Annotated in this window: 16 protein-coding genes and 1 pseudogene; 6 read left to right on the top strand and 11 right to left on the bottom strand. The window is 73.4% G+C overall.

The annotated features are described in order from the left end of the window. Window positions 1-258: 258 nt before the first annotated feature. Window positions 259-1,137: a ScbA/BarX family gamma-butyrolactone biosynthesis protein gene (locus ACZ50K_RS31280; protein WP_468909245.1), complete on the top strand. Its 879-nt coding sequence runs from the start codon at window positions 259-261 to the stop codon at window positions 1,135-1,137. A 68-nt stretch (window positions 1,138-1,205) separates the two neighbouring features. Here ACZ50K_RS31280 and ACZ50K_RS31275 read toward each other — a convergent pair whose 3' ends face one another. Continuing rightward, window positions 1,206-2,153, bottom strand: a complete 948-nt coding sequence (locus ACZ50K_RS31275) for an NAD-dependent epimerase/dehydratase family protein (RefSeq protein ID WP_468909243.1) — start codon at window positions 2,151-2,153, stop codon at window positions 1,206-1,208. Between the two features lie 133 nt (window positions 2,154-2,286). Between ACZ50K_RS31275 and ACZ50K_RS31270 the strand changes: the two genes are divergently transcribed. Beyond that, the gene (locus tag ACZ50K_RS31270) at window positions 2,287-2,934 is read left to right on the top strand and encodes a ScbR family autoregulator-binding transcription factor (protein ID WP_468909241.1); all 648 of its coding nucleotides are present in this window, start codon (window positions 2,287-2,289) and stop codon (window positions 2,932-2,934) included. Between the two features lie 172 nt (window positions 2,935-3,106). Then, window positions 3,107-3,292, top strand: a pseudogene (locus ACZ50K_RS31265) (helix-turn-helix domain-containing protein); the annotation flags it as partial. A 32-nt stretch (window positions 3,293-3,324) separates the two neighbouring features. Here ACZ50K_RS31265 and ACZ50K_RS31260 read toward each other — a convergent pair. Beyond that, window positions 3,325-3,615 (bottom strand): hypothetical protein, encoded by a 291-nt coding sequence (locus ACZ50K_RS31260; protein WP_468909356.1) that lies wholly within the window; start codon window positions 3,613-3,615, stop codon window positions 3,325-3,327. Between the two features lie 580 nt (window positions 3,616-4,195). Between ACZ50K_RS31260 and tap the strand changes: the two genes are divergently transcribed. Beyond that, on the top strand, window positions 4,196-6,247 hold the full coding sequence (gene tap, locus ACZ50K_RS31255) for a telomere-associated protein Tap (protein WP_468909349.1): 2,052 nt from the start codon (window positions 4,196-4,198) through the stop codon (window positions 6,245-6,247). Between the two features lie 9 nt (window positions 6,248-6,256). After that, on the top strand, window positions 6,257-6,811 hold the full coding sequence (gene tpg, locus ACZ50K_RS31250) for a telomere-protecting terminal protein Tpg (RefSeq protein ID WP_468909239.1): 555 nt from the start codon (window positions 6,257-6,259) through the stop codon (window positions 6,809-6,811). Here tpg and ACZ50K_RS31245 read toward each other — a convergent pair. Continuing rightward, a complete protein-coding gene (locus tag ACZ50K_RS31245) occupies window positions 6,790-7,287 on the bottom strand; it encodes a hypothetical protein (RefSeq protein ID WP_468909236.1) in 498 nt (165 codons plus the stop codon). The genes tpg and ACZ50K_RS31245 overlap by 22 nt on opposite strands. A 148-nt stretch (window positions 7,288-7,435) precedes the next feature. On the opposite strand from ACZ50K_RS31245, the gene ACZ50K_RS31240 reads away from it, so the two are divergent. Then, window positions 7,436-8,119 (top strand): hypothetical protein, encoded by a 684-nt coding sequence (locus tag ACZ50K_RS31240; RefSeq protein WP_468909234.1) that lies wholly within the window; start codon window positions 7,436-7,438, stop codon window positions 8,117-8,119. A gap of 233 nt (window positions 8,120-8,352) precedes the next feature. On the opposite strand, the gene ACZ50K_RS31235 is transcribed toward ACZ50K_RS31240, so the two are convergent. The 8 genes from ACZ50K_RS31235 to ACZ50K_RS31200 all read right to left on the bottom strand — a co-directional run bounded on the left by ACZ50K_RS31235 (window position 8,353) and on the right by ACZ50K_RS31200 (window position 18,105). After that, window positions 8,353-9,489, bottom strand: coding sequence for a ParB/RepB/Spo0J family partition protein (locus ACZ50K_RS31235; protein ID WP_468909231.1), 1,137 nt, complete (start codon window positions 9,487-9,489; stop codon window positions 8,353-8,355). Then, complete coding sequence (locus ACZ50K_RS31230; RefSeq protein WP_468909228.1) at window positions 9,486-10,217, bottom strand: nucleotide-binding protein; 732 nt, start codon at window positions 10,215-10,217, stop codon at window positions 9,486-9,488. The genes ACZ50K_RS31235 and ACZ50K_RS31230 overlap by 4 nt, the downstream gene beginning before the upstream one ends. A 266-nt stretch (window positions 10,218-10,483) precedes the next feature. Further along, complete coding sequence (locus ACZ50K_RS31225; RefSeq protein WP_468909226.1) at window positions 10,484-11,068, bottom strand: O-methyltransferase; 585 nt, start codon at window positions 11,066-11,068, stop codon at window positions 10,484-10,486. Between the two features lie 120 nt (window positions 11,069-11,188). After that, a complete protein-coding gene (locus tag ACZ50K_RS31220) occupies window positions 11,189-11,590 on the bottom strand; it encodes a DUF6009 family protein (RefSeq protein ID WP_468909223.1) in 402 nt (133 codons plus the stop codon). Continuing rightward, window positions 11,587-13,104, bottom strand: a complete 1,518-nt coding sequence (locus ACZ50K_RS31215) for a DNA primase family protein (protein WP_468909221.1) — start codon at window positions 13,102-13,104, stop codon at window positions 11,587-11,589. The genes ACZ50K_RS31220 and ACZ50K_RS31215 overlap by 4 nt, the downstream gene beginning before the upstream one ends. Beyond that, a complete protein-coding gene (locus ACZ50K_RS31210) occupies window positions 13,101-14,258 on the bottom strand; it encodes a bifunctional DNA primase/polymerase (protein ID WP_468909219.1) in 1,158 nt (385 codons plus the stop codon). The genes ACZ50K_RS31215 and ACZ50K_RS31210 overlap by 4 nt, the downstream gene beginning before the upstream one ends. A 601-nt stretch (window positions 14,259-14,859) precedes the next feature. Then, window positions 14,860-16,983 (bottom strand): condensation domain-containing protein, encoded by a 2,124-nt coding sequence (locus tag ACZ50K_RS31205; RefSeq protein WP_468909347.1) that lies wholly within the window; start codon window positions 16,981-16,983, stop codon window positions 14,860-14,862. A 165-nt stretch (window positions 16,984-17,148) separates the two neighbouring features. After that, window positions 17,149-18,105, bottom strand: a complete 957-nt coding sequence (locus tag ACZ50K_RS31200) for an aromatase/cyclase (protein WP_468909217.1) — start codon at window positions 18,103-18,105, stop codon at window positions 17,149-17,151. Between the last annotated feature and the right edge of the window lie 205 nt (window positions 18,106-18,310).

Raw genomic sequence — 18,310 nt, 5'->3', positions numbered from 1 at the left:
ATTCCCGATCTCTTGACCGGAATTTCACGCCGGAAATACATCCGAGCGACCGAACGCGCTTCGATTCTCCATGGAGTGAGCCTGGAACGGAGCGGCTCCGAGCAGGGGTCTTGCGAATAAAACCGGCGAGTACGTATCTTGCGATGTCGCATGTGCAACCCATCCCGCCAGACCGTCCACCAAACGGCACCGAGGGAGAGTTCCATGACCACGAAAACAATGCGGAATTCCGAATTCCGAACAGATGGATTACCCGTTTTGACCACCACGGTTCCCCGGGAGTTCGTCCACCGGAGATCACTCGCCGAGGTCTTCCTGACCGGCTGTGACCGCACCGCGGGCCACTCCTGGGCCCTCACCGGGCAATGGCCGCGCGCCCATACCTTCTTCACCAGTGCCGACGGCCGCAGCCATGACGCCGTCCAGGCCGGCGAGACCGTCCGGCAGGTCGGCGTGTACCTCTGCCACGCCGTCTTCGGCGTCCCCCTCGGCCACCACGTGGTGTTCCACCAGCTCGACTTCCACTCCAGGCCCGAGCTGCTGCGGATCGGGCCGCACCCGAGCGAGCTCGGCATCACCGCGGTCTGCCCGGACCCGCAGTGGACCGGCACCCGGTTCTCCGGCTCGCTGGAGGTCAGGATCGACCGGGCCGGCGAACCGGTGGCCGTGGGCACCGCCCGCTTCACCTGTGTCCACCCGGCCGCCTACCGGCTCCTCCGGGGCCGCCCACCCGGCTCCGGCGGGCCCGGCACAGGGGCCCGGCGCCGGACCCCGGCCGGGCCCGCCTCGGTCGGGCGGCTGCTGCCCTGCGATGTGGTGCTGGCGCCGGCGGACCGGGCCGACCGGCCGGGCCGCTGGCTGCTCAGCCCCGACCTGCGCCACCCGATCCTGTTCGACCAGGCCCTCGACCACCACCCCGGCATGGTCCTGGTGGAGGCTGCCCGGCAGGCCGCCTGCGGGCTGCACCCGCCGGGCTCGTTCACCCCCGCCGCCGTCGCCACCGAGTTCCACCAGTACGCCGAACTGGACGCCCCCTGCTGGATAGAGGCCTCCGTGCTGGACCCCGGCCGGGTCCGCGTCACCGGCCGCCAGCACGGCCGTACCGTCTTCACCTCCACCGTCTCCGGCGCGGCTTGACCCCCGCCCCGCCCAAGGGCCCCTCGACCCGCGCCCTCTCCCGTACTCCCTCCCGTACTCGCTTCCGCCTACGCCCCCGCCTGCGCCCGGTACCAGGGCGCGTACGCGCCGAAGGCCTCGGTGAACGCCGGGCCCGGGGACACCGGCAACAGGTCCCACAATCGCGTGCCGTCGTACCAGTGGTCCACCGCCAGCAACGACACCAGCCGGCGCAGCTGCCCCGCCTCCGCGCCCTCCCCCACCAGGGCGAGGGCGCCCGCCAGATCCGTCTCGGCGCCGGGGGCCGGCCGGCCCAGCGCCCCGGTCACCGTCTCCACCAGCTCGCGCCCGGTCACCGGGACGGGATGCACCGCGTGCAGCACCCGGCCCGGCCCGCGACCGAACCGGCCGGCCCCGTCCGGACCCCGGACCGCCAGCTCCACCAGCGCCTCGGCCAGCAGGTCCACCGAGATCAGGGACATCCGGGCACGCCCGCCGTCCACCCGGTACGGCAACCGTTCCAGCAGCCGGAGCAGCGCGGGCACCACCCACCGGTCGCCGCGCCCGTAGACGAGGTGCGGACGCAGTACGGTGCCGCCGGCCGCCAGCACCAGCCGCTCCCCCGCCAGTCTGGTCACGCTGGTCACCGAGCCGGGCCCCTCGTCGAGTTCCCCCTCCCTGGCGCCCCGGTGCGGGCCGTCCCGGTAGACGGCCGCCGTGCCCAGGTGCAGGAACCGGCGGACTCCGGACCGTCGCGCCTCCGCCAACAGGGCCCGGGTGCCCTCCTCGTTGACGGCCCGGCACTCCTCCTCGGTGCCGCCGATCCGGGCGGCCAGATGCAGCACGGTGTGCACGCCCTCGCAGATCCCGTGCAGGGTTCCCGGCCGCGCCAGGTCCCCGCGCGCCTCCTCCGGCCCGCCCGGCACCTCGCCCCGGTGCACCAGCACCCTCGGCCGCACCCCCTCCCGGACCAGCCGTGCCACCACGTGCGTGCCCACGAACCCGGCCCCGCCCGTCACCAGTACGCGCTCCGCCATGCCCCATCCCTCCCTCAAGGAAAACGTACTAGTCGACTGGTTTTTTTTGACCCCATCCCGCTAGATTGACCCCGTGGGGCCAGAGGGGCCGCTCGGGCACACGGGGCCGTACGGACATGCGGGAGAGACACACGTGGCGAGGGTCCGGCAGGAACGAGCCGAAATCACCCGGCAGGCCATCCTCGACGGGGCGGCCGCGGCCTTCGACCACGCGGGGTTCGGCAGCACCAGCCTCAGCGACGTGGTGAAGCACGCCGGGGTCACCAAGGGCGCCCTGTACTTCCACTTCCCGTCGAAGGAAGCGCTCGCCCGCACCCTGATGGAGGAGCAGTTCCGGATCTCCGGCCCGATGCCGGAGGACCCCGGGCCGGGCCTCCAGACCGCGATCGACCTGACCCACCGGATGGCACACGGACTGCGCACCGACATCCGGGTCCGGGCCGGGATCCGCCTCGTCATCGAGTTCGGCTCGTTCACCGACCCGGACCCGAGCCCCTACAACGCCTGGATCGCCACCGGCCGGGCCTGCCTGGCCCCGGCCCAGGCCGCCGGGGACATCCGGGCCGACCTGGACGTCGACGACCTGGCCACCCACCTCGTCGGCTCCTTCACCGGCATCCAGGTCACCTCGCACGTCCGCACCGGCCGCGAGGACCTGCACGCCCGGGTGATCGACCTGTGGCGGTTCCTGCTGCCGGCCGTGGTCCCGCCGGCCCGACTGCCCCGCTTCGACCCGGCCGGATCCCCGGAATGCCGAAAGGAACTCGGCCTGGACCTGTAGGACCGGCCCGGCCACCGCGACCGGGCGGGACGGCCCCGTACGCGCCGTGGTGATCCACGGGGGTGCTCACTGCGGCGTGTACGAGACCGCCCCGCCCGCCACCGCCTGGCCGGGCGTGTGTTCCGTGTGCGTTCAGCGGTGCGTTTGATCTAGGCTCGCCGCGGAGGTCCCCATGCACAACGAGCAAGACACCCTGTTCGCGGCGGTCGACGCACTCCTGGCCGAATCGGCGGGCAAGGACGCGCTGCCACGGCCCGAGGAGCGCAAGCGACTGCGCGAGGCCGCCGGGCTGAGCCAGGACCAGATCGCCCGCACGCTGTCCGTCCGCCGCGAAACGGTCACCTCCTGGGAATCCGGCCGAACCGCCCCCCGCCCCCCCAAACGCGCCGCCTACCTCCGCCTCCTCCAGGGCCTGGCAGCCCTGCACCCGATGCCCTCGCCCTCGACGGGAGCGCCGGAGGCGCCGGCCGGCCCGGCCATGCCGCAGGCGGCCACCACCCCGTCGGCGACAGCCGACACGGCCACGCCGGAGGCCACGCCCGGCCCGGCACACCCGACGACGGCCGGAGCGCCGGAGGCGCCGGTCTGCCCGGCGGTGCCGAAGGCGGCCGCCACCCCGTCGGCCCGGCCGACACCAGCCGGCACGGCGCCGGAGGCGCCCGCCCCGTCGGGACCGGACACATCGGCCCCCGCAGGCGCGCCGGCGGCAGCCGGATCGGACGCGCCGTCGGCCGCAGCCGCGCCGGAGGGGCCGGGCACCGCCGGTACGGCCGCCAGCCCGTCGGCTCGGGCGACGGCATTGGCGCGCCACGCCGAGCAGGCGCCCCCCGCCCCTTCCCACACCCTGGCCGCACCGGTGGCCCCCGCCGCCCCGAGGGCCCCAGAGACCCCGGCCGAACAGTCCCTGCCGGACACCTCGGCAGCCGCGGCCGCGCCGGAGGCACCAGCGGCGGGTGCACCGGAGGTACCAGGCTCCCCGGGCGCTCCAGCCGAGTACGTCCTGCCGGACGCATCCGCAGCCGCAGGCACGGCGGGACCGGACGCAGCCGCGCCGGAGGCGCTGGGCACGGCCGGACCCGACGCCACGGCCGCCGCAGGCACCCGGTTGGTGCCGGCGCCGGCCGGATCGGACGGCTTGGCGGACGCAGGGGCGCCGGGCGGCGCCGCAGGCGGGCCGGAGGCGGCCGGAGCCGTCGCGGCGGTGGCCGCAGGCGGGCCCGGCGTGCCGGGTGCCTGGCCTTCGGGGGCCGCCCGGCCGACCGTGCCGGCGGAGCCGGTGGAGCCGGTGGGCGGGTACGAGCGCGGAAACGCAGCCGAGCAAGCATCCGGGGGCGCGGGCAGCCGCACCGCCGGAGCGCCGGGCCAAGGCCGGGGCGCGGCCGACGCCCCGGCGCGGGACGCGGGCGCGGCCAGGGGCACTGCTCCTGCCGAGGCGCGAGACTCAGCCAGCGGCCCCGCCGGGGCGCGGGGCTCGGCCACGGCCGGGGGTACGGCTCCGGCGCGGGCCCCGGGCGCGGGTAGGCGCCCGGCCCCCGGCGCGGCCCGCGGCGCAGCCGCCGCCCGCGGCACGGCACCGGGCGCAGCCCGTGGCGCGGCCGCGCGGGCGCAAGGGGTCGGTAGCGCGGCCGCACCGGCCGCCGTGCCGGTTGCCGGTAATGGTCCTCTGGCGGTGCTGGACGGTGCGGGGGCCGCGCATGCGGCCGCCGGGGTGGTGCTCGCGTACCCGGGCGGGGATCTGCCCGCGCTCCTCTCCTGGGCCCTCACCGAGGCCGATCTGCGTTCCCCCCGTCTGCACCCCAATGGCCGGGACGGCGATCCGCTCCTCGTCCTCACCCCGGCCGCCGCCGAAGCCCTCGGTCTCCCGCTCGTGTTGGAGGACCGTCGCGGTCTGCGCCTCCCCGACGACCATCCGGTCGTCAAACGCCTCACCAAGGCGAAGTGGAAGCTGACCCGCCGCGGCTTCGGGCCCTGGGCGCGGATCTACCGTCCGGCCACGCCCACCACCGGCCGCCAGTGCGTGCAGCTGGCGGTGCTCCCCTGGGGTGCCCTCGATCCACGGGCCTGGGGCGAGCGGACCGCCGGGCTTTCCGCCCCCGAGCTCGCCGAGCTGCTCACCACCTATGCCACCCGGGTCCTGACCCCGCGCGGCTCCACCGCGGTGACCGGTCTGGAACTGATGACCTCGCTGCGGCCTCCGACCCGTGCCGCGAAGGATCCGGAGACGGGCCTGTGGGTGTCGGCGACCGTGCCGGGCGCCCTCACCCGGGCCGTGGATCCCGCTCCGCCGGAGGCCCCGGACGAGCATCCGGTGGTCGCCGCCCGCTATCCGCGCTCGCACCAGCGGACTCCGGCCGAGGTCCTCGAAGAGGAGGCGTACGACTGGTTCCGCGATCCGGAGCTGCTCACTGACGAGGAGTGCGCCCGGACCCACGCCGTCGGCATCGACGTGAACATGGCCTTCGCCGCCGCCGCCAACCGTCTGCTCGTCGGCACCGGCCCCGCCACTCACACCCAGTCGCCTCGTTTCGACCCGAAGCTGCCCGGCTGCTGGCTGGCGGACCTCTCCGGGATCGTCCTCGATCCGCGCCTGCCCAGCCCGTTCACGGCGAACGGCCGGCCGCCGGCCGGCCCGGCCTGGTACGCGACCCCCACCCTCGCCTACGCCCGCGAGCTCGGCTTCGAGGTCTCCCCCACCGAGGCCTGGGTCCGGCAGGAGCACGGTTCGTATCTGGACCCCTGGTACGTCCGTCTGCGCGACGCCTATCTGGCCACCATGGCCGATCTCGGGGTGACCTCCGGTCTGCCGGACGCCGAGTTCCTGGCCGCGATGGAGTCGCACAAGCAGCGGGACCCGCTGCGAGCCGCCGTGCTGTCCGCCATCAAGTCGACCGTCAAGGGCGGCATCGGCAAGCTGAGGGAGCGCCCGCAGGGGGCCCAGTACCGTCCGGGCGAGCCGTGGCCCGCCCTGGAACGGCCCACCTGGCGGCCGGACATCCGGGCCGCCGTCATCTCCACGGCCCGGGTGAACATGCACCGGAAGATGACCAGGCTGGCGACCGCGGCCGATCTGTATCCGGTCGCCGTGCTGTCCGACTGCGCCGTGTACCTGTCCGACGGGCCCGGCCCGCTCGACTTCCTGCCCCGTACCCCGGACGGCAAGCCGCTGCCCGGCGGATTCCGGCTCGGTGTCAGCCCCGGCATGGTCAAGCACGAGGGAACCCAGTCCTTGTTGTGGGCCGTCGGTCTGCTCGACGAGGGCCACAACCCCGCCCGCCACATCAAGGGCCACGACGCCGCGGCCGACGGAGAGTAGTCACCACCCATGCCCGAGATCAGCGACGGCCTCACCCGCGCCGACGAACAGAACTTCACCAAGCCGATCCCCAAGTCGGCCGGTGCGCAGATGCGTTATCTGGTGCGGCAGCTCAAGTCCACGCGGGAGGCTGCCGGGTTGCTCGGGATCTCCCAGCGAACCGTCGAACGGTATGTCAAGGACCAGCTGAAGCAGCCCAAACCGGCTCTCGCGGCCCGTCTGGAGACCGAGGTGCGGCGCCGCTGGCAGCCCCTGGTCCGCAAGCGGGCCCGGGACCGGGCGGCCCGGACCACCGGTCTGGTCATCGAGACCCGGGCCCGGTTCGGTTTCACCGCCGCCCCCGGCACCACCGACGACGGCCGGATGCGCCGGATCACCCAGCACCTGCCCCCGCAGTACGCCGAGCGGCTGTTCGCCGCGCAGGAAACCGGCGCGACCGAGGCCCAGTTGCGGCACATCGCGGCCGAGGGCCTCCAGGAGATCTACTTCAAGGACCACGGGGCCCGCGCCCAGGACCTGCTGGTCGAGTTCACCGACATCGACTACGTGGACTTCGACTTCTGACGCCGGCCAAGGGTGTGGCGCAGGTAGATCACCGTCGCGGCCGCCGGGAGGCCGGTGAGGAGGAGGGACAGCCCGACCGGGATCACCCCCGCCCATGCCGTCGGTGAGACGTACGCGGTGCCGGAGGCGCCGTCGACCAGCCAGGCCCGGACGGGTTGCCCATCGGGGCGGGCCCCGTCGACGGGGACGTCGAAGGAGGAGCCGCCGCTGTCCGGGGTGAAGGCGGCCGTGCAGGATGTCGCGGTTCCCGCGTTGGCCACGGTGTTGTCGTACGTCCGGCAGTCGGCCCGGGTCACGGTCACGGTCCCGGGTTCACCCCACAGGGCCGCCCGCAGCTCTCCGGTGAAGTTGGCCAGCAGGGCGTAGGCCAGGCACAGCCCGACGAGACAGGCCAACGCCAGCCACGGCGCGGCCCCGACCTGTTCGGCCACGGCCTGTTCGGGCTTCCCATCCGGGACTTCCCCAGCCTCGCTCATGCGCATCCTCGGATCGCCGACGGACTTCCATGGTGGCCGATCCGAAGGACCCTCGTAAGCCCCCGGTTCGATCGGGTGAGTGTGCGGTCGGGTGCGGGTGAGTACGGGTACTCACGCCTCCCGACCGGCTTGATCGGATGCTGTGCACATGAACCGAATCCCCACCTCGACTAGCATGTTCGCCCTCTCCTCGGGTCGGCCGCGACGCAGCACTCCGGCCATGGCGGCGCTGGCCGCGCTGACGTCTCTGGCCGTACTGTCCCTCGGAGCCTGCGGCACCGGGAAGACCACCGGCGGCGCCGGGGGCGGCAGCGCGGAGCGGGTCGGGCGCGCGGGCGTCGTGGACAGCGGGTCCTCGCCGAGCTACGAGCGGATCCTTGAGGAGATCGACCGGAGGTGCCCCGCGAGCGCCCCGCCGCTGCCGGTGCCGACCGGGCCCTCGCGGCCGCTGCCGCCGGGGGCGGAGGTGGAGCCGGCGCCGGAGGCACCGGCCGGCGCGATCGAGCCGATCGCCCCCACCTCGGGTCCGGAGGCGATGCTGAACGCACGTGACTGGTGCGGGAGCAACTTCCACGAGGAGCGGATCTACACGGCCATCTCCCCGCTGGTGGACCCCTCCCCCGCCGAGGTGCGGGCGGCCCTGAACGGTCTGGGCTATGTCGACGCACGGATCCACGATCTGAAGCGGTCCGGTACGACCACCCGGTTCTTCCTCGACCTCCGGGCGGACGGCGGGCGGCTCTGCCTGAACGGCAGTGCGAACGGGCTGGAGAGCACCGTCGACAAGTGTGTGGCCCCGAAGGCCGGGCCGTTCTCCGTCGACTCCCTCTGATCGGTCATTCTTCGTCAATCAGCAGAAAAGCGACCGCCAGAATCGGGGGCAGGAGGGCCGATCGGACAACCGTCCTAGGGATTCGACCTCTTGGCATCCGACAGGCCGTCAGGCGGGCGTACAGCGGTTTTCGACCCTCCGGGAGGGCTCGAAACGGCGGGAGCGGCCCGCCTGGATGGCGAGCCGCTCCGTTTTTCAAAACCCGGTTTTGAAGTGCATGCGCGTTACATCGATTACAGCTGTTCCAGGAGGAGTTCGGCGAGCCGGCGACGATAGGCGTCGTCCGTGAGCGCCAGCAGTCCGCGGACCAGATCCTCCGGACGGTCCACCGAGTCCAGGAGCGCACCCAGCAGCGGAAGGACCTGCTCTGCCGTGGGCTCCCCCAGCGGATCGGCCGAAGCGGCCGGGATCAGCGGGGCTTCGCTCCGTGGCTTCACCACCGGCGCGGGAACCGCCTCGGAGTACGACTGTTCGGTGTACGACTGCTCCGCGTACGCCTCCCCGACCGGCTCCGGAAGGCCCGGAACCACCGGAACCACCGGGGCCGCAGCGGCCACCGGAGCCGCGGGGGCGACCGGCGCCACCGGAGCGACCGGGGCCGGAGCCTGCGCCAGGGGCGCTGCGGGCTCGGGTTCCGGGGTCGCGGCCGGGGGCGCCGGCTTGGTCTTCGGGAGCTCCGCCTGACGCTGGAGCTCGGCGAACTGGGCCAGCTGCTCCTCGTGGTCGGCCGTACGGGAAGCCAGCTCGCGGGCCGCCTTCAGCTTGAAGACACCCGCGTCCACCCGGCGCTGCAACTCCGGGGCCAGCCTCAGCAGGGACAGCCGGTGCGACACGTACATCTGCGATTTGCCGATGCGGGTGGCCGCCTTCTCCTGCGAGCCGTACTTGTCCACCAGCCCCTGGAGGAAGGCGGCCTCCTTGCACGGCTCGATCGCCTTGCGGTGGATGTTCTCGATGATGACGGCCTCGTCGAGGAGGCCCTTGCCGTCACCCAGGTGGTCCTGCACCTTGATGTCGATCCGGGTCCAGCCGAGCTGGCGGGCGGCGGCGAACCGCCGGTTGCCGTTCACCACCACCCAGTCGGCGGCCCCGACCGCATCGGTGTGCTCGGGCTTCAGCCGGAGGAAGACGTCCCTGGAGACCACGACCACCGGCTGGAGCTGGCCCACCTCCTTGAGGGTGAGCATCAGTTCCTCGAAGCCGGGATCGCTGGTGCTGTACTCCCCTTCCCGGCGCGGGTTGCCCGGGTTGCCGACCACCGTGTGCATCAGCGCGCTGTTCGGCGGGGTCTTGGCCTCCGGCTCCTCGGCCGCCGTGGCGGCGGCCGACTTCTCACCGATGAGGCTGGCGAAGTTGGTGCGCTTGCTCATCGGCGCTTGGCCCCCGCCCCGATCTCCAGCGCCAGCTTGTAGAAGTCCTCGCGGGCTTCCATGGCGACCCTGTTCTTCTTGTAGCGGGTGACCACCGTGCCTTCGACGGCCGCGCGGGCGTGCACCTTGTAGTGCCGGATCACGGTGTTGGCGAGGTTCCAGCCGCTGCCTTCGATGAAGGCCCGGGTGTCCTCCAGGTCGGCGACGCCGTCCCGGGGGTCCCAGTTGTTGATGACCACCCAGTAGGGGAGTCCGAGCGGCTTCACCACCTCTTCGATGGTGGTCTGCGTCGGGATGAACCCGAGCGGCTCCGGCTCCACGGGGATGATCAGGTCGTCGGCGTTGGCGAGTACGGCGCGCATGGCGTCGGCCGCCGCGCTGTCGCCGAAGGGGTCGCCGGCCCGGCCCTGTTCGTCCTCCGGAAGGTCCATCCAGCCGGGGGTGTCGATGAAGGCGTGCTTGACCTTGCGGGTGCGCTTGAGGTCGGGGAAGTAGGCCAGGTCCTTGCGGGACTTGGTCTGGATGAAGGAGAAGGGGAGGTCGTCCCCGACTCTTTCGGACCACCAGGTCGCCGAGCCCTGCGGGTCGCTGGACACCGCGACGACGTAGTCGGGCTCTCCGGAGGGGGCTTCACCGAGGACTTCGGCCGCGACGGCGGCGATATTGACGGTGAGGGTCGATTTACCGACCCCGCCCTTGCGGTTGATGACGGCAGTGATGCGTGCCATGAGTGGTACTCCATAGGTTCCGTGTGCTTCCCGGCCACAGGAGGGCCGGTACTAGCGGACCGGGACAGCATTGCACGTCAAGGTCATATGTCGGAATCTCACACCGACCAATCCCGGGGGGAGTTCAAAACCCGGTTTTAATGATCTTGAAAACCGCCACCCCGAGGCTGCCCGTCGGGCGGTCTCCTCGCGAGATCTTCAAGATCATTAAAACCGGGTTTTGGTGATCATGGTGGGGGAGTGGCCGGCCAGGGGGCAGCAACGGGTCAGGGACGGGAGGTCCGTACGGCCATCAGGAGGCCACTGGCCCAGTTCAGCCGGACGGAGCGGAAGTCGCTCCGGTCCTCCAGCGCGTGGAGCAGCCGTCGGACCGCGGGCCCGTGGCCCTCGGGCCAGCCGGGCTGGGGGAGGAGGTCGTCCACCAGATAGGTGCCGCCGGGCGCCACCAGTTCCAGGGCCCGGTCCAGATGGGTGAACTTGCCGGGCCAGGTGTCCGCGAAGACCAGGTCGAACGGCTCCCCGTCGTAGCGCTCCAGCCATTCGGCGCCGTCCGCCGCCACGAAGGTCACCCGGGGGTCGGCACCCATGTGCGTCCGGGCGATCCGCTGGACCCGCCCGTCGAGTTCCACGGTGGTCAGACGGGAGCCGTTGTCCATCCCGTCGAGCAGCCAGGCGGTGCCCTCGCCCGCCCCGGTGCCGAGTTCGAGGAGGCGGCCGCCCGGGCGGGCGGCGGCCAGGGTGCCGAGGAGGCTGCCAGTGCGTTCGTCGCAGGACAGGGTGAACCCGGCTTCGCGTGCCGCGGCACGGACGGCCGGCAGGGGACCGGGGAGACGGCTCGGCGTATCGTCCATTCGGCGATCATCGGGAGGGACCGGCATCCGGCGCAACGGCTTTGCGCCCGCCTCACCCCCCGAGTTCAAAACCCGGTTTTAATGATCTTGGTCGGATGGCTCGGTGCCGTGGTGCTCCGCTCAGTGCTCCGGGAGGGTTATCCCGAGTTCGCGCATCGCCGGGGACGGCGGGCCGGCCGAACGGCGGGTCTTGTGGCCGGTCACTCCCGGGGACAGGGTGCGCGGGTCGATCGCCTCCGAGGGGGAGCTGAAGGCGTAGCTGCCGTCCGGCTGCTGGTCCCGGTCGTGGGGGAGCAGCCAGAACACCCGGCGCAGGAAGGTGCCGGAGACCCGGGAGGCCTTGGCGGTGCCGGAAAGGGTGGCATAGCCGACCATCCGGCCGTCCCGGTGGTACGGGGGGCGGCCGCGGCGGCTCTGCAGCCGGTCGAGGGACTGGCGTACGTAGTCCAGTTCGTCGATCGGCTCCAGCCAGACGATCTCCGATTCGTGAGCGATCTGCTGGGACTCGATGAGGGCGCTCACCGGACATCCTCCTCACCCGGGTCGGCGAGGAGGCCGATTCCGGGGTAGTACTTGCGCTGATTCGAGGTCAGCATCTGCTTGGGGCTGCTCATCCCGACGGTCTCCCGCACCCGGGCGGCGAAGGACCGCGAGGTGACCGGGTTGGCACCCTCGTCCACGCACCACTGGCGGTAGGCCTGGTACATCCGGCTCTGCTCGGCTCGCAGTTCCGGTCCGAGTGTGCAGGCCTCGCCGATGAAGCGCCCCATGTGGTCCTCGGTCTCCGCGTACGCGGTGGTCGCGATGCGGACCCGGCCGGGGCCGGTGAGGTCCTTCTCGCCCGCCAGATAGCGGCGGGCCCCGTCGATCAGCCAGGCCAGGATCCCCGGCCCCTCTTCCTGCACCAGGGCGTCGGCCAGGTTGTCGACCTTCCGGTGGTCCGGGACCACCCGTTCGAACGGAATCAGCCGCATGCGACGCCAGAAGGCGAAGCCCCCGGTGCCCACCTCGGGGCGGTGGTTGCCCAGCAGCCAGAGCTTGTGCGTCGGGTCGAAGGAGAAGAAGTCCTGCCGCATCCGGCGGGCCTTGATCCGGTCGCCGCCGGTGAGCAGCTTGACCCGGGCCTCGTCGAAGCGGTCTCCCGGCTTGAGTTCGGAGCAGACGATGACCCGGCGGCCGTGCAGTTCGGCGAGGTCGGTGGGGTGGCCCTCGAAGGGCTTGGCCATCAGGAAGCCGGGCGGGGCGGCGTCCGCGTAGTCGCCCAGGAGTTTGACCATCACGTCGAGGAGTACGGACTTGCCGTTCTTGCCCATGCCGTAGAGGAAGGGCATGATCTGCGCGCCGACGTCCCCGGTAATGGAGTAGCCGAGCAGCAGGTGCAGGAAGCGGATCATCTCCGCGCCTTCGGCGTCCTCCCCGAAGGTGTCCCGCAGAAACGATTCCCACCGCTTGATCGGGATCGGTTCGGGGGCCACGGAGGTGGCCCGCGAGTGGTAGTGCTTGCTGGGGTCCGGGGCGCCCATGAGTCCGGTACGGAGGTCCACGACCCCCTTCGGGGTGCACAGCGCGTACGGGTCGGCGTCCAGCCGGTTGGCGTTGAGGACCATTCCGGGGGCCGACTTGGCCTGCATCAGCATGGCCTTCATGCCGGCCGTGGACAGGGCGCGGCGGCGGTGCTGGCGCAGTCCGGTGGTGGTGTGCTCGCCGGTGGGGTCGTGCACGGCGAGCTGTTCGGCCATCTCGCCGGCGGCCCACACCACGGTGTCGTCCTCGTCGAGTTCCCAGCGGTAACCGGCCCACTTGTACCAGCCGAGGCCCGGCACGTGCCGGTAGTCGCGCCCGTAGAGGCGGACGAACAGCTTGGCGTTGCCGCGGTCGGTGAGGCTGTCCGGAATCAGTCCCTCGGCGGTCGCCTGGACCAGTGCCGGCTGGTTCTGCGAGGGGAGCGGGCCGGGGCCCGCTTCGAGGATCTGCCGGGCCACCGCCACCGGGTCGAAGTCCGCGCCGGCGGCCGCGTCGAGCGGGGGCTGGGTCACCGGCGGCCTCCCGTGTGGAGGGGGCGGCTCTGGCCGGCGGTCATCCCGCCGGCGATGATCTGCCGGGCCCTGGCCTGCTGGCCGGGGCGTACGTGGTCGGCGACGTCCTGGAGGGCCTTCTCGCCGGCGGCGGCGGCCAGGTGTCCCGCGGCGACCAGGCCGCCGACGGTGTAGGCGGCGCGGTTGAGCTTCTCGGAGAACCCGGCTCCCTCGGGCCGGTGCCCGCAGGCGGCGACCTCGGCGAGCACGGTGCTGAGGACGGCGGCGGCCTTGTCCCGGCCGGGGCCGGCGGCGGTCAGCACCGCCTGCCGGGCCCGCGCGGGGGCCGGGGCGGGAGAGCTCAGATGGGGTTTGGGGAACTGGGGCGCCTGCGGGGCGGGGGCGTCGTACGGGGCCTGCGGGCTCTGCCGGCTGTCCGGTGACGGCGGGGGAGTGGTCCCCGAGGGGGCCAGATGGCCCGTGCGGGTCAGTTCCCCGGCCAGCCAGGCGGGGAGCTCGGCGGGGGTGCGGCAGGGGCCCACGGCCTCGTAGCGGCCCGCCTCGGTGACCGTGCCGGGCGCGATGATGTAGCCGCCCTCGCCGCGTACGTCGACCTGCCAGGCCAGGGCGCGGCCCCGGCTGGAGCCGGTGGAGCACAGCCAGCTGCGGCCGGCTCCGGCCCGGTACCAGAGGTGGAGGCCTCCGGAGGGGGTGCGGACCCGGAGGGTGCCGGTGTCCTGCGCGGGATCGGGGGCGCCGTGCAGGGCGGCCAGTACGGCGAGGGTGTGGAAGCCGCTGGCCAGTCCGGTCAGGTCGACCCGGTCGGGGATGGTGATGCCGGGGAGGATCCGGTCCCTGGCGGGGACCTCGCCGCCGTGTGCGTCCACGTCGATCACGACCAGTCCGGCGGGCCCGGTGGCCACGCCCACCCCGAACCCGGGCGTGGCGCCCCACCAGCCGGCGATGCGGTCCTGGTCCGTGGTGGCCGCGTGGAAGCCGTGGCACCAGCGTCCTGCGGGCAGGCAGGGGCAGCCCGCTGCCCGGTGGTCGGCGGAGCGGCACAGGACGCAGTTCTTCGGCGGGGTCTTCAGCAGCGGGGCGAGCGGGTGGACCGGCCAGCCCTGCTCGGCGCACCAGCGGGCGACCGCCCGGGTGTCGGGGACGGGCGGGGTCACGTTCCGGCCTGCCCGGGGGTGACGGCGGCAGCGACAGCCCATGAGTCGCTGCATGAAACCTGCAGCTCAGAGGGCATGTCCAACTCCAACAGCGACCGAAGCGACTCAAATTCAACTATGGGACCGTCACACCCTAGCGGACCGTTGACCTTCGCGGACGGAGCGGACCGGCGTGGCGAACGGGTGACGGAGCGCACCTCGTGCGGCTCTCCAGCAGGCCTCCGGCGGCCCTGCGAGGAGCGGATGCCTCCCCCGGCCGGTGCACAGCGACCGGCAGCGACCGGGCAGCGACCGAGCGTCCTGCGGGAAGCGACTGAGGACTTTCGGTCGCTGTTTCAGTCGCTTGGACGAAACGGCAGCTCAGAGCGGGTACCGAAGATCGAAAAGCGACTGAAGCGACTGAAGGTCTCTATCTATGACGCGAATGCGCGCGCGCTAATGTCTTCATATACCCGAGCTTGAGTCGCTTCGGTCGCTGTTTGATCTTCATATAGGGCCTGACCTGCGGAAACGTCCAGCGACTGAAGCAGCGACCGAAGCCGTTCAGTCGCTGTTTCCCCGGTCGCTGCCGCACGGAAGAGTGAACGGGACGCCACCGGGGTCAGCGACCGAAGCGACGGGAGCGACCGAAGCGACCGAACCTGCCCAGGGTCCCCGCCAGCTCCCGTGCGGAGATCCGCCCGCCGTCCGACTCGGAGTGCGGGCCGGCCACCGCCACCAGCGGCGGGGGCCAGCCGTGCGAGGCGATCCGGTCGGCCACCGCCACCGCCGTCGCGGCCGCGCCGGAGAAGCAGCCCAGCACCAGCGGCCGTCCTGCCGCCAGGACCGGCCGCAGGGCCCCCAGGACGGCCTCCACCGTCGCCGGGGTCCCCGCGGGCAGGGTGGCGAGCTCCTGGGCGCCCCCGTAGGCCTCGGCCAGGGCCGCGTAGCAGTCGGGCGGGGCCTCCGGCGGGGGGATCAGGAAGACGGTGCCCGCCGCCGGGTCGTCCGCCGGTCGCAGGGTGCGCGGCAGTGGGGCCGGCGGGGGCGCGACCAGTGGCACCCGGGTGTCGGCCAGCCCCGCCAGGACCTCGCCCACGGTGGTGGACGCCGCGTTGGCGGCGAGCGGGAACTCGCGCAGCAGCCGGGCCGTCTGGGCCAGGATCTCGGCCGCGTCGGCGTCCCGCAGCCGGCTCCGGTCGTGCACGGCGCTCAGGACCAGCCCGCCGGAGGCGTCGTGGTGCGCGCCCAGGCTGAACGGGACGCCCGCGTACGGGGTCACCGTCTCCGGCGGCTCCACCCGCACCCCCTCGGCGGCGAGCGCCTCCCGCAGGTACTCCCGGGACATCCGGGCCGTGTGCGGGTCGGGGCTGTCGGCGGGGACCGCGAAGGCCAGCACGGACTCGGTGAGTTCCGGCTCGGTCGGGCCGCGGCCGGCCCAGGCGTGGATCTGCCCGACGGAGACCCACTCGTAGGCGGCGGCGTCCAGGGCCCGGGCCGCCAGCCCGGACAGCAGCTCGGTGACCGGGGCGGCGGGGTCGACCAGGGCGTGCCGGGGGAGGCGGGCCTGCAGGGGTCCGGGCAGCCGCTCCACGCCGTCCAGCAGGACTCCCCGGCCGGACACGGCCACCGAGAAGGCCACATGGGGTGAGGCGGTGGCCCGGTGCAGCAGGAGCGCCCAGGCCGCGTGCAGCGCGGTGCTCTCGGCCGCCCCCCGGTGGGCCGCCCAGGCGCGCAGCCGGGCGGCCTCGGCGGGGGTGAGCCGCTGCCGGGTCCGGCCGTGCCCGTGCCGCCCGGTGGGCGGGCCGCCGGGCAGTGCGGGCAGCGTGGCGGCTTCCCTCGGGGGAGCGGCGGCCGCCCAGTAGGCGCGGGCCACGGCCGCGCCCTGCGCGTACTGGGCCGGCCACCACACCAGGTGGTCGCGGAGGTCGGGCCGCCGTTCCCCGCCGCGCGGGCGGCCCCCGGCCAGATAGGTCCGGTAGAAGGAGTCCAGCAGCAGCCGCATGCTGTGCCCGTCCAGGAACGCGTGGTGGTAGGTCACCAGGACCCGGGTGGCCGCCGGTTCGTCGACCACGGCGATCCGCAGCGGGCCGGGCCGCTGGAGGTCGAACTCGCGCTGGCGTTCGCCGAGCAGCAGGGTGTGCCAGTCGACGGTGCCGGGCGGGTAGCGGACGATCTCGGGGACCACCTCGGTCTGCAGGACCACCCCCGGGCCGGACCGGACGGTGCTCAGGGCGGTTCCCGCCGTCAGCGGCGCGGCCGGGGCCACGGCCGCCCGCAGGGCCGCCTCACCGCCCGCCACGGCCCGCCAGGAGGCGATGAACCGGTCGGTGTCCAGGGGGCCGTACCAGCGCCAGTGCAGCTGTTCCACGTGCAGTCCGCCGCCGGGGCGCACCAGCCCGTCCAGCAGGACCTCCCGCTGTACGGCGGTGGCCCGCCCGGCCGGGCCCCGGGCCGCGCCGTCCGCCGCCCCGGGCCGGCCGGACGGGTGCCGGCGGGCGCCTTCGGCGGGGGGCCCGGCCCAGCGGCCGTCCGCCTCGCCGGGCAGCGAGGTCAGCAGATCGGCCAGCGGGCCGGCCTCGAACGGCGGCGGGGGCAGCAGCAGGGTGTGGTGCACCGCGGTGTGCCGGCGCAGCGTCGGGGTGTCCGGTGCCAGCAGTTCCAGCGCGGCCTCCAGGGCCGCCGGGGACAGCGGCCCGTACAGGTCCAGGGCGGGCGGCGGACCCGGATCGATGACCACGGTCATGTACTCCACGGTCCTCGGCTCCTCCCTGCCTGAGAGCGCACATGTGCAAAGGGGACCGAGTATGCGTGACCGGACCACATTCCGCTGACACGCCGCTGACACGGCCGCCGGCCGCCGGCGGTGCGGGCCGGGGCCGGTGCCACCAGGGCTCGGGTGGGCACCGGTTCAGAGGCTCCGAACTGCCGACTCCGCGTGCCGGCGGGCCAGTTCCAGGGTGCTGCGGGAGGCCTGCCCCACGGTCTCCCGGACGTACGACCGGGCCACGCCCAGCCCCGCCCCCGGCCCGAGGGCCGCCGCGACGGCCTCCTCCCGCAGCAGTACCCGGTGCTGTGCCAGCACGGTCACCCCGGTCTCGTCGGGGACCACCGACCACTCCCCGACGTGCGCGGCCAGCAGATCGGGGGTCCTGGTGTGTTTGTGGACGATCCGTCCGGCGTAGGGGAAGCCGATCCGGATGGCCTCCGAGGTGTGCGTCCGGCCGTCCACCCCACGGGTGTCCATGCTGACCCGCTGGACCCCGGGCACCTCCTCGACGACCTCGGCGCGGGTCACCTGGGGGACCCGGCCGGGCCAGTCGCCCACCCGGTAGAGGAAGTCGTAGACGAGCTGGGCCGGGCCCTCGACCCGGACCGAGTCCTCGAAGGTCAGCATCAGGTCGTCCAGCCGGTGCCAGCGCTCGGCGTTCTCCTTCAGCTGCGCCAGTTCCGCCCGGCTGTTGGCGTCGGTGGCCCGTCGCACCCACTCGACGTCGGCGGCCCGGTCGCCGACCACCTGGAAGGCGTGGTGCAGGGTCAGCCGGGACCGCTCCGGCCCGAGGTCCTCGACGGTCCAGCTGCCGCTCAGCGAGTGCAGGGGCTCCGCGGGCCGCTCCTGGTGGAAGTCGATGCGGCGGGCGTACGCGTCCAGGGTGCGCCGGGAGAGCCAGGAGGACACCCTGCCGTTGGCGGTGGCCCACATCCGGAACCGGTCGTGCACCCCGTCGAAGTCCAGCCGCTCGACGTGGACGACCGGCGGGACGTACAGCGGCCACTGGGTGGTGTCGGCGAGCAGGGCGTAGACCACGCCCGCCGGAGCGTCCATCACCGCCGTGTAGGCCAGGCGGTGGAGTTGCGGACCTGACATCGGATCACACCTTTCTCCCCCGGAGGCCAGCCTGACGGCCGTCGCCGGAGAGTCGCCGGAGAACCTCTCGAATCCCGCTGGAGCGGACCGGCGGACCGGCCGCGCGCGGTGTTCGCGGATCCCCGGGCGGATCCGTGCCGGGCCTCCGGTCCTTGAGCGACAGTCAAGCAGTCTTCGCAGGTCAGCCGTGTTCAGCGGGGATCTT

The sequence above is a fragment of the Streptomyces sp. NPDC033845 genome (genome assembly GCF_055576225.1).
This window is presented reverse-complemented; position numbering and strand designations above follow the sequence as displayed.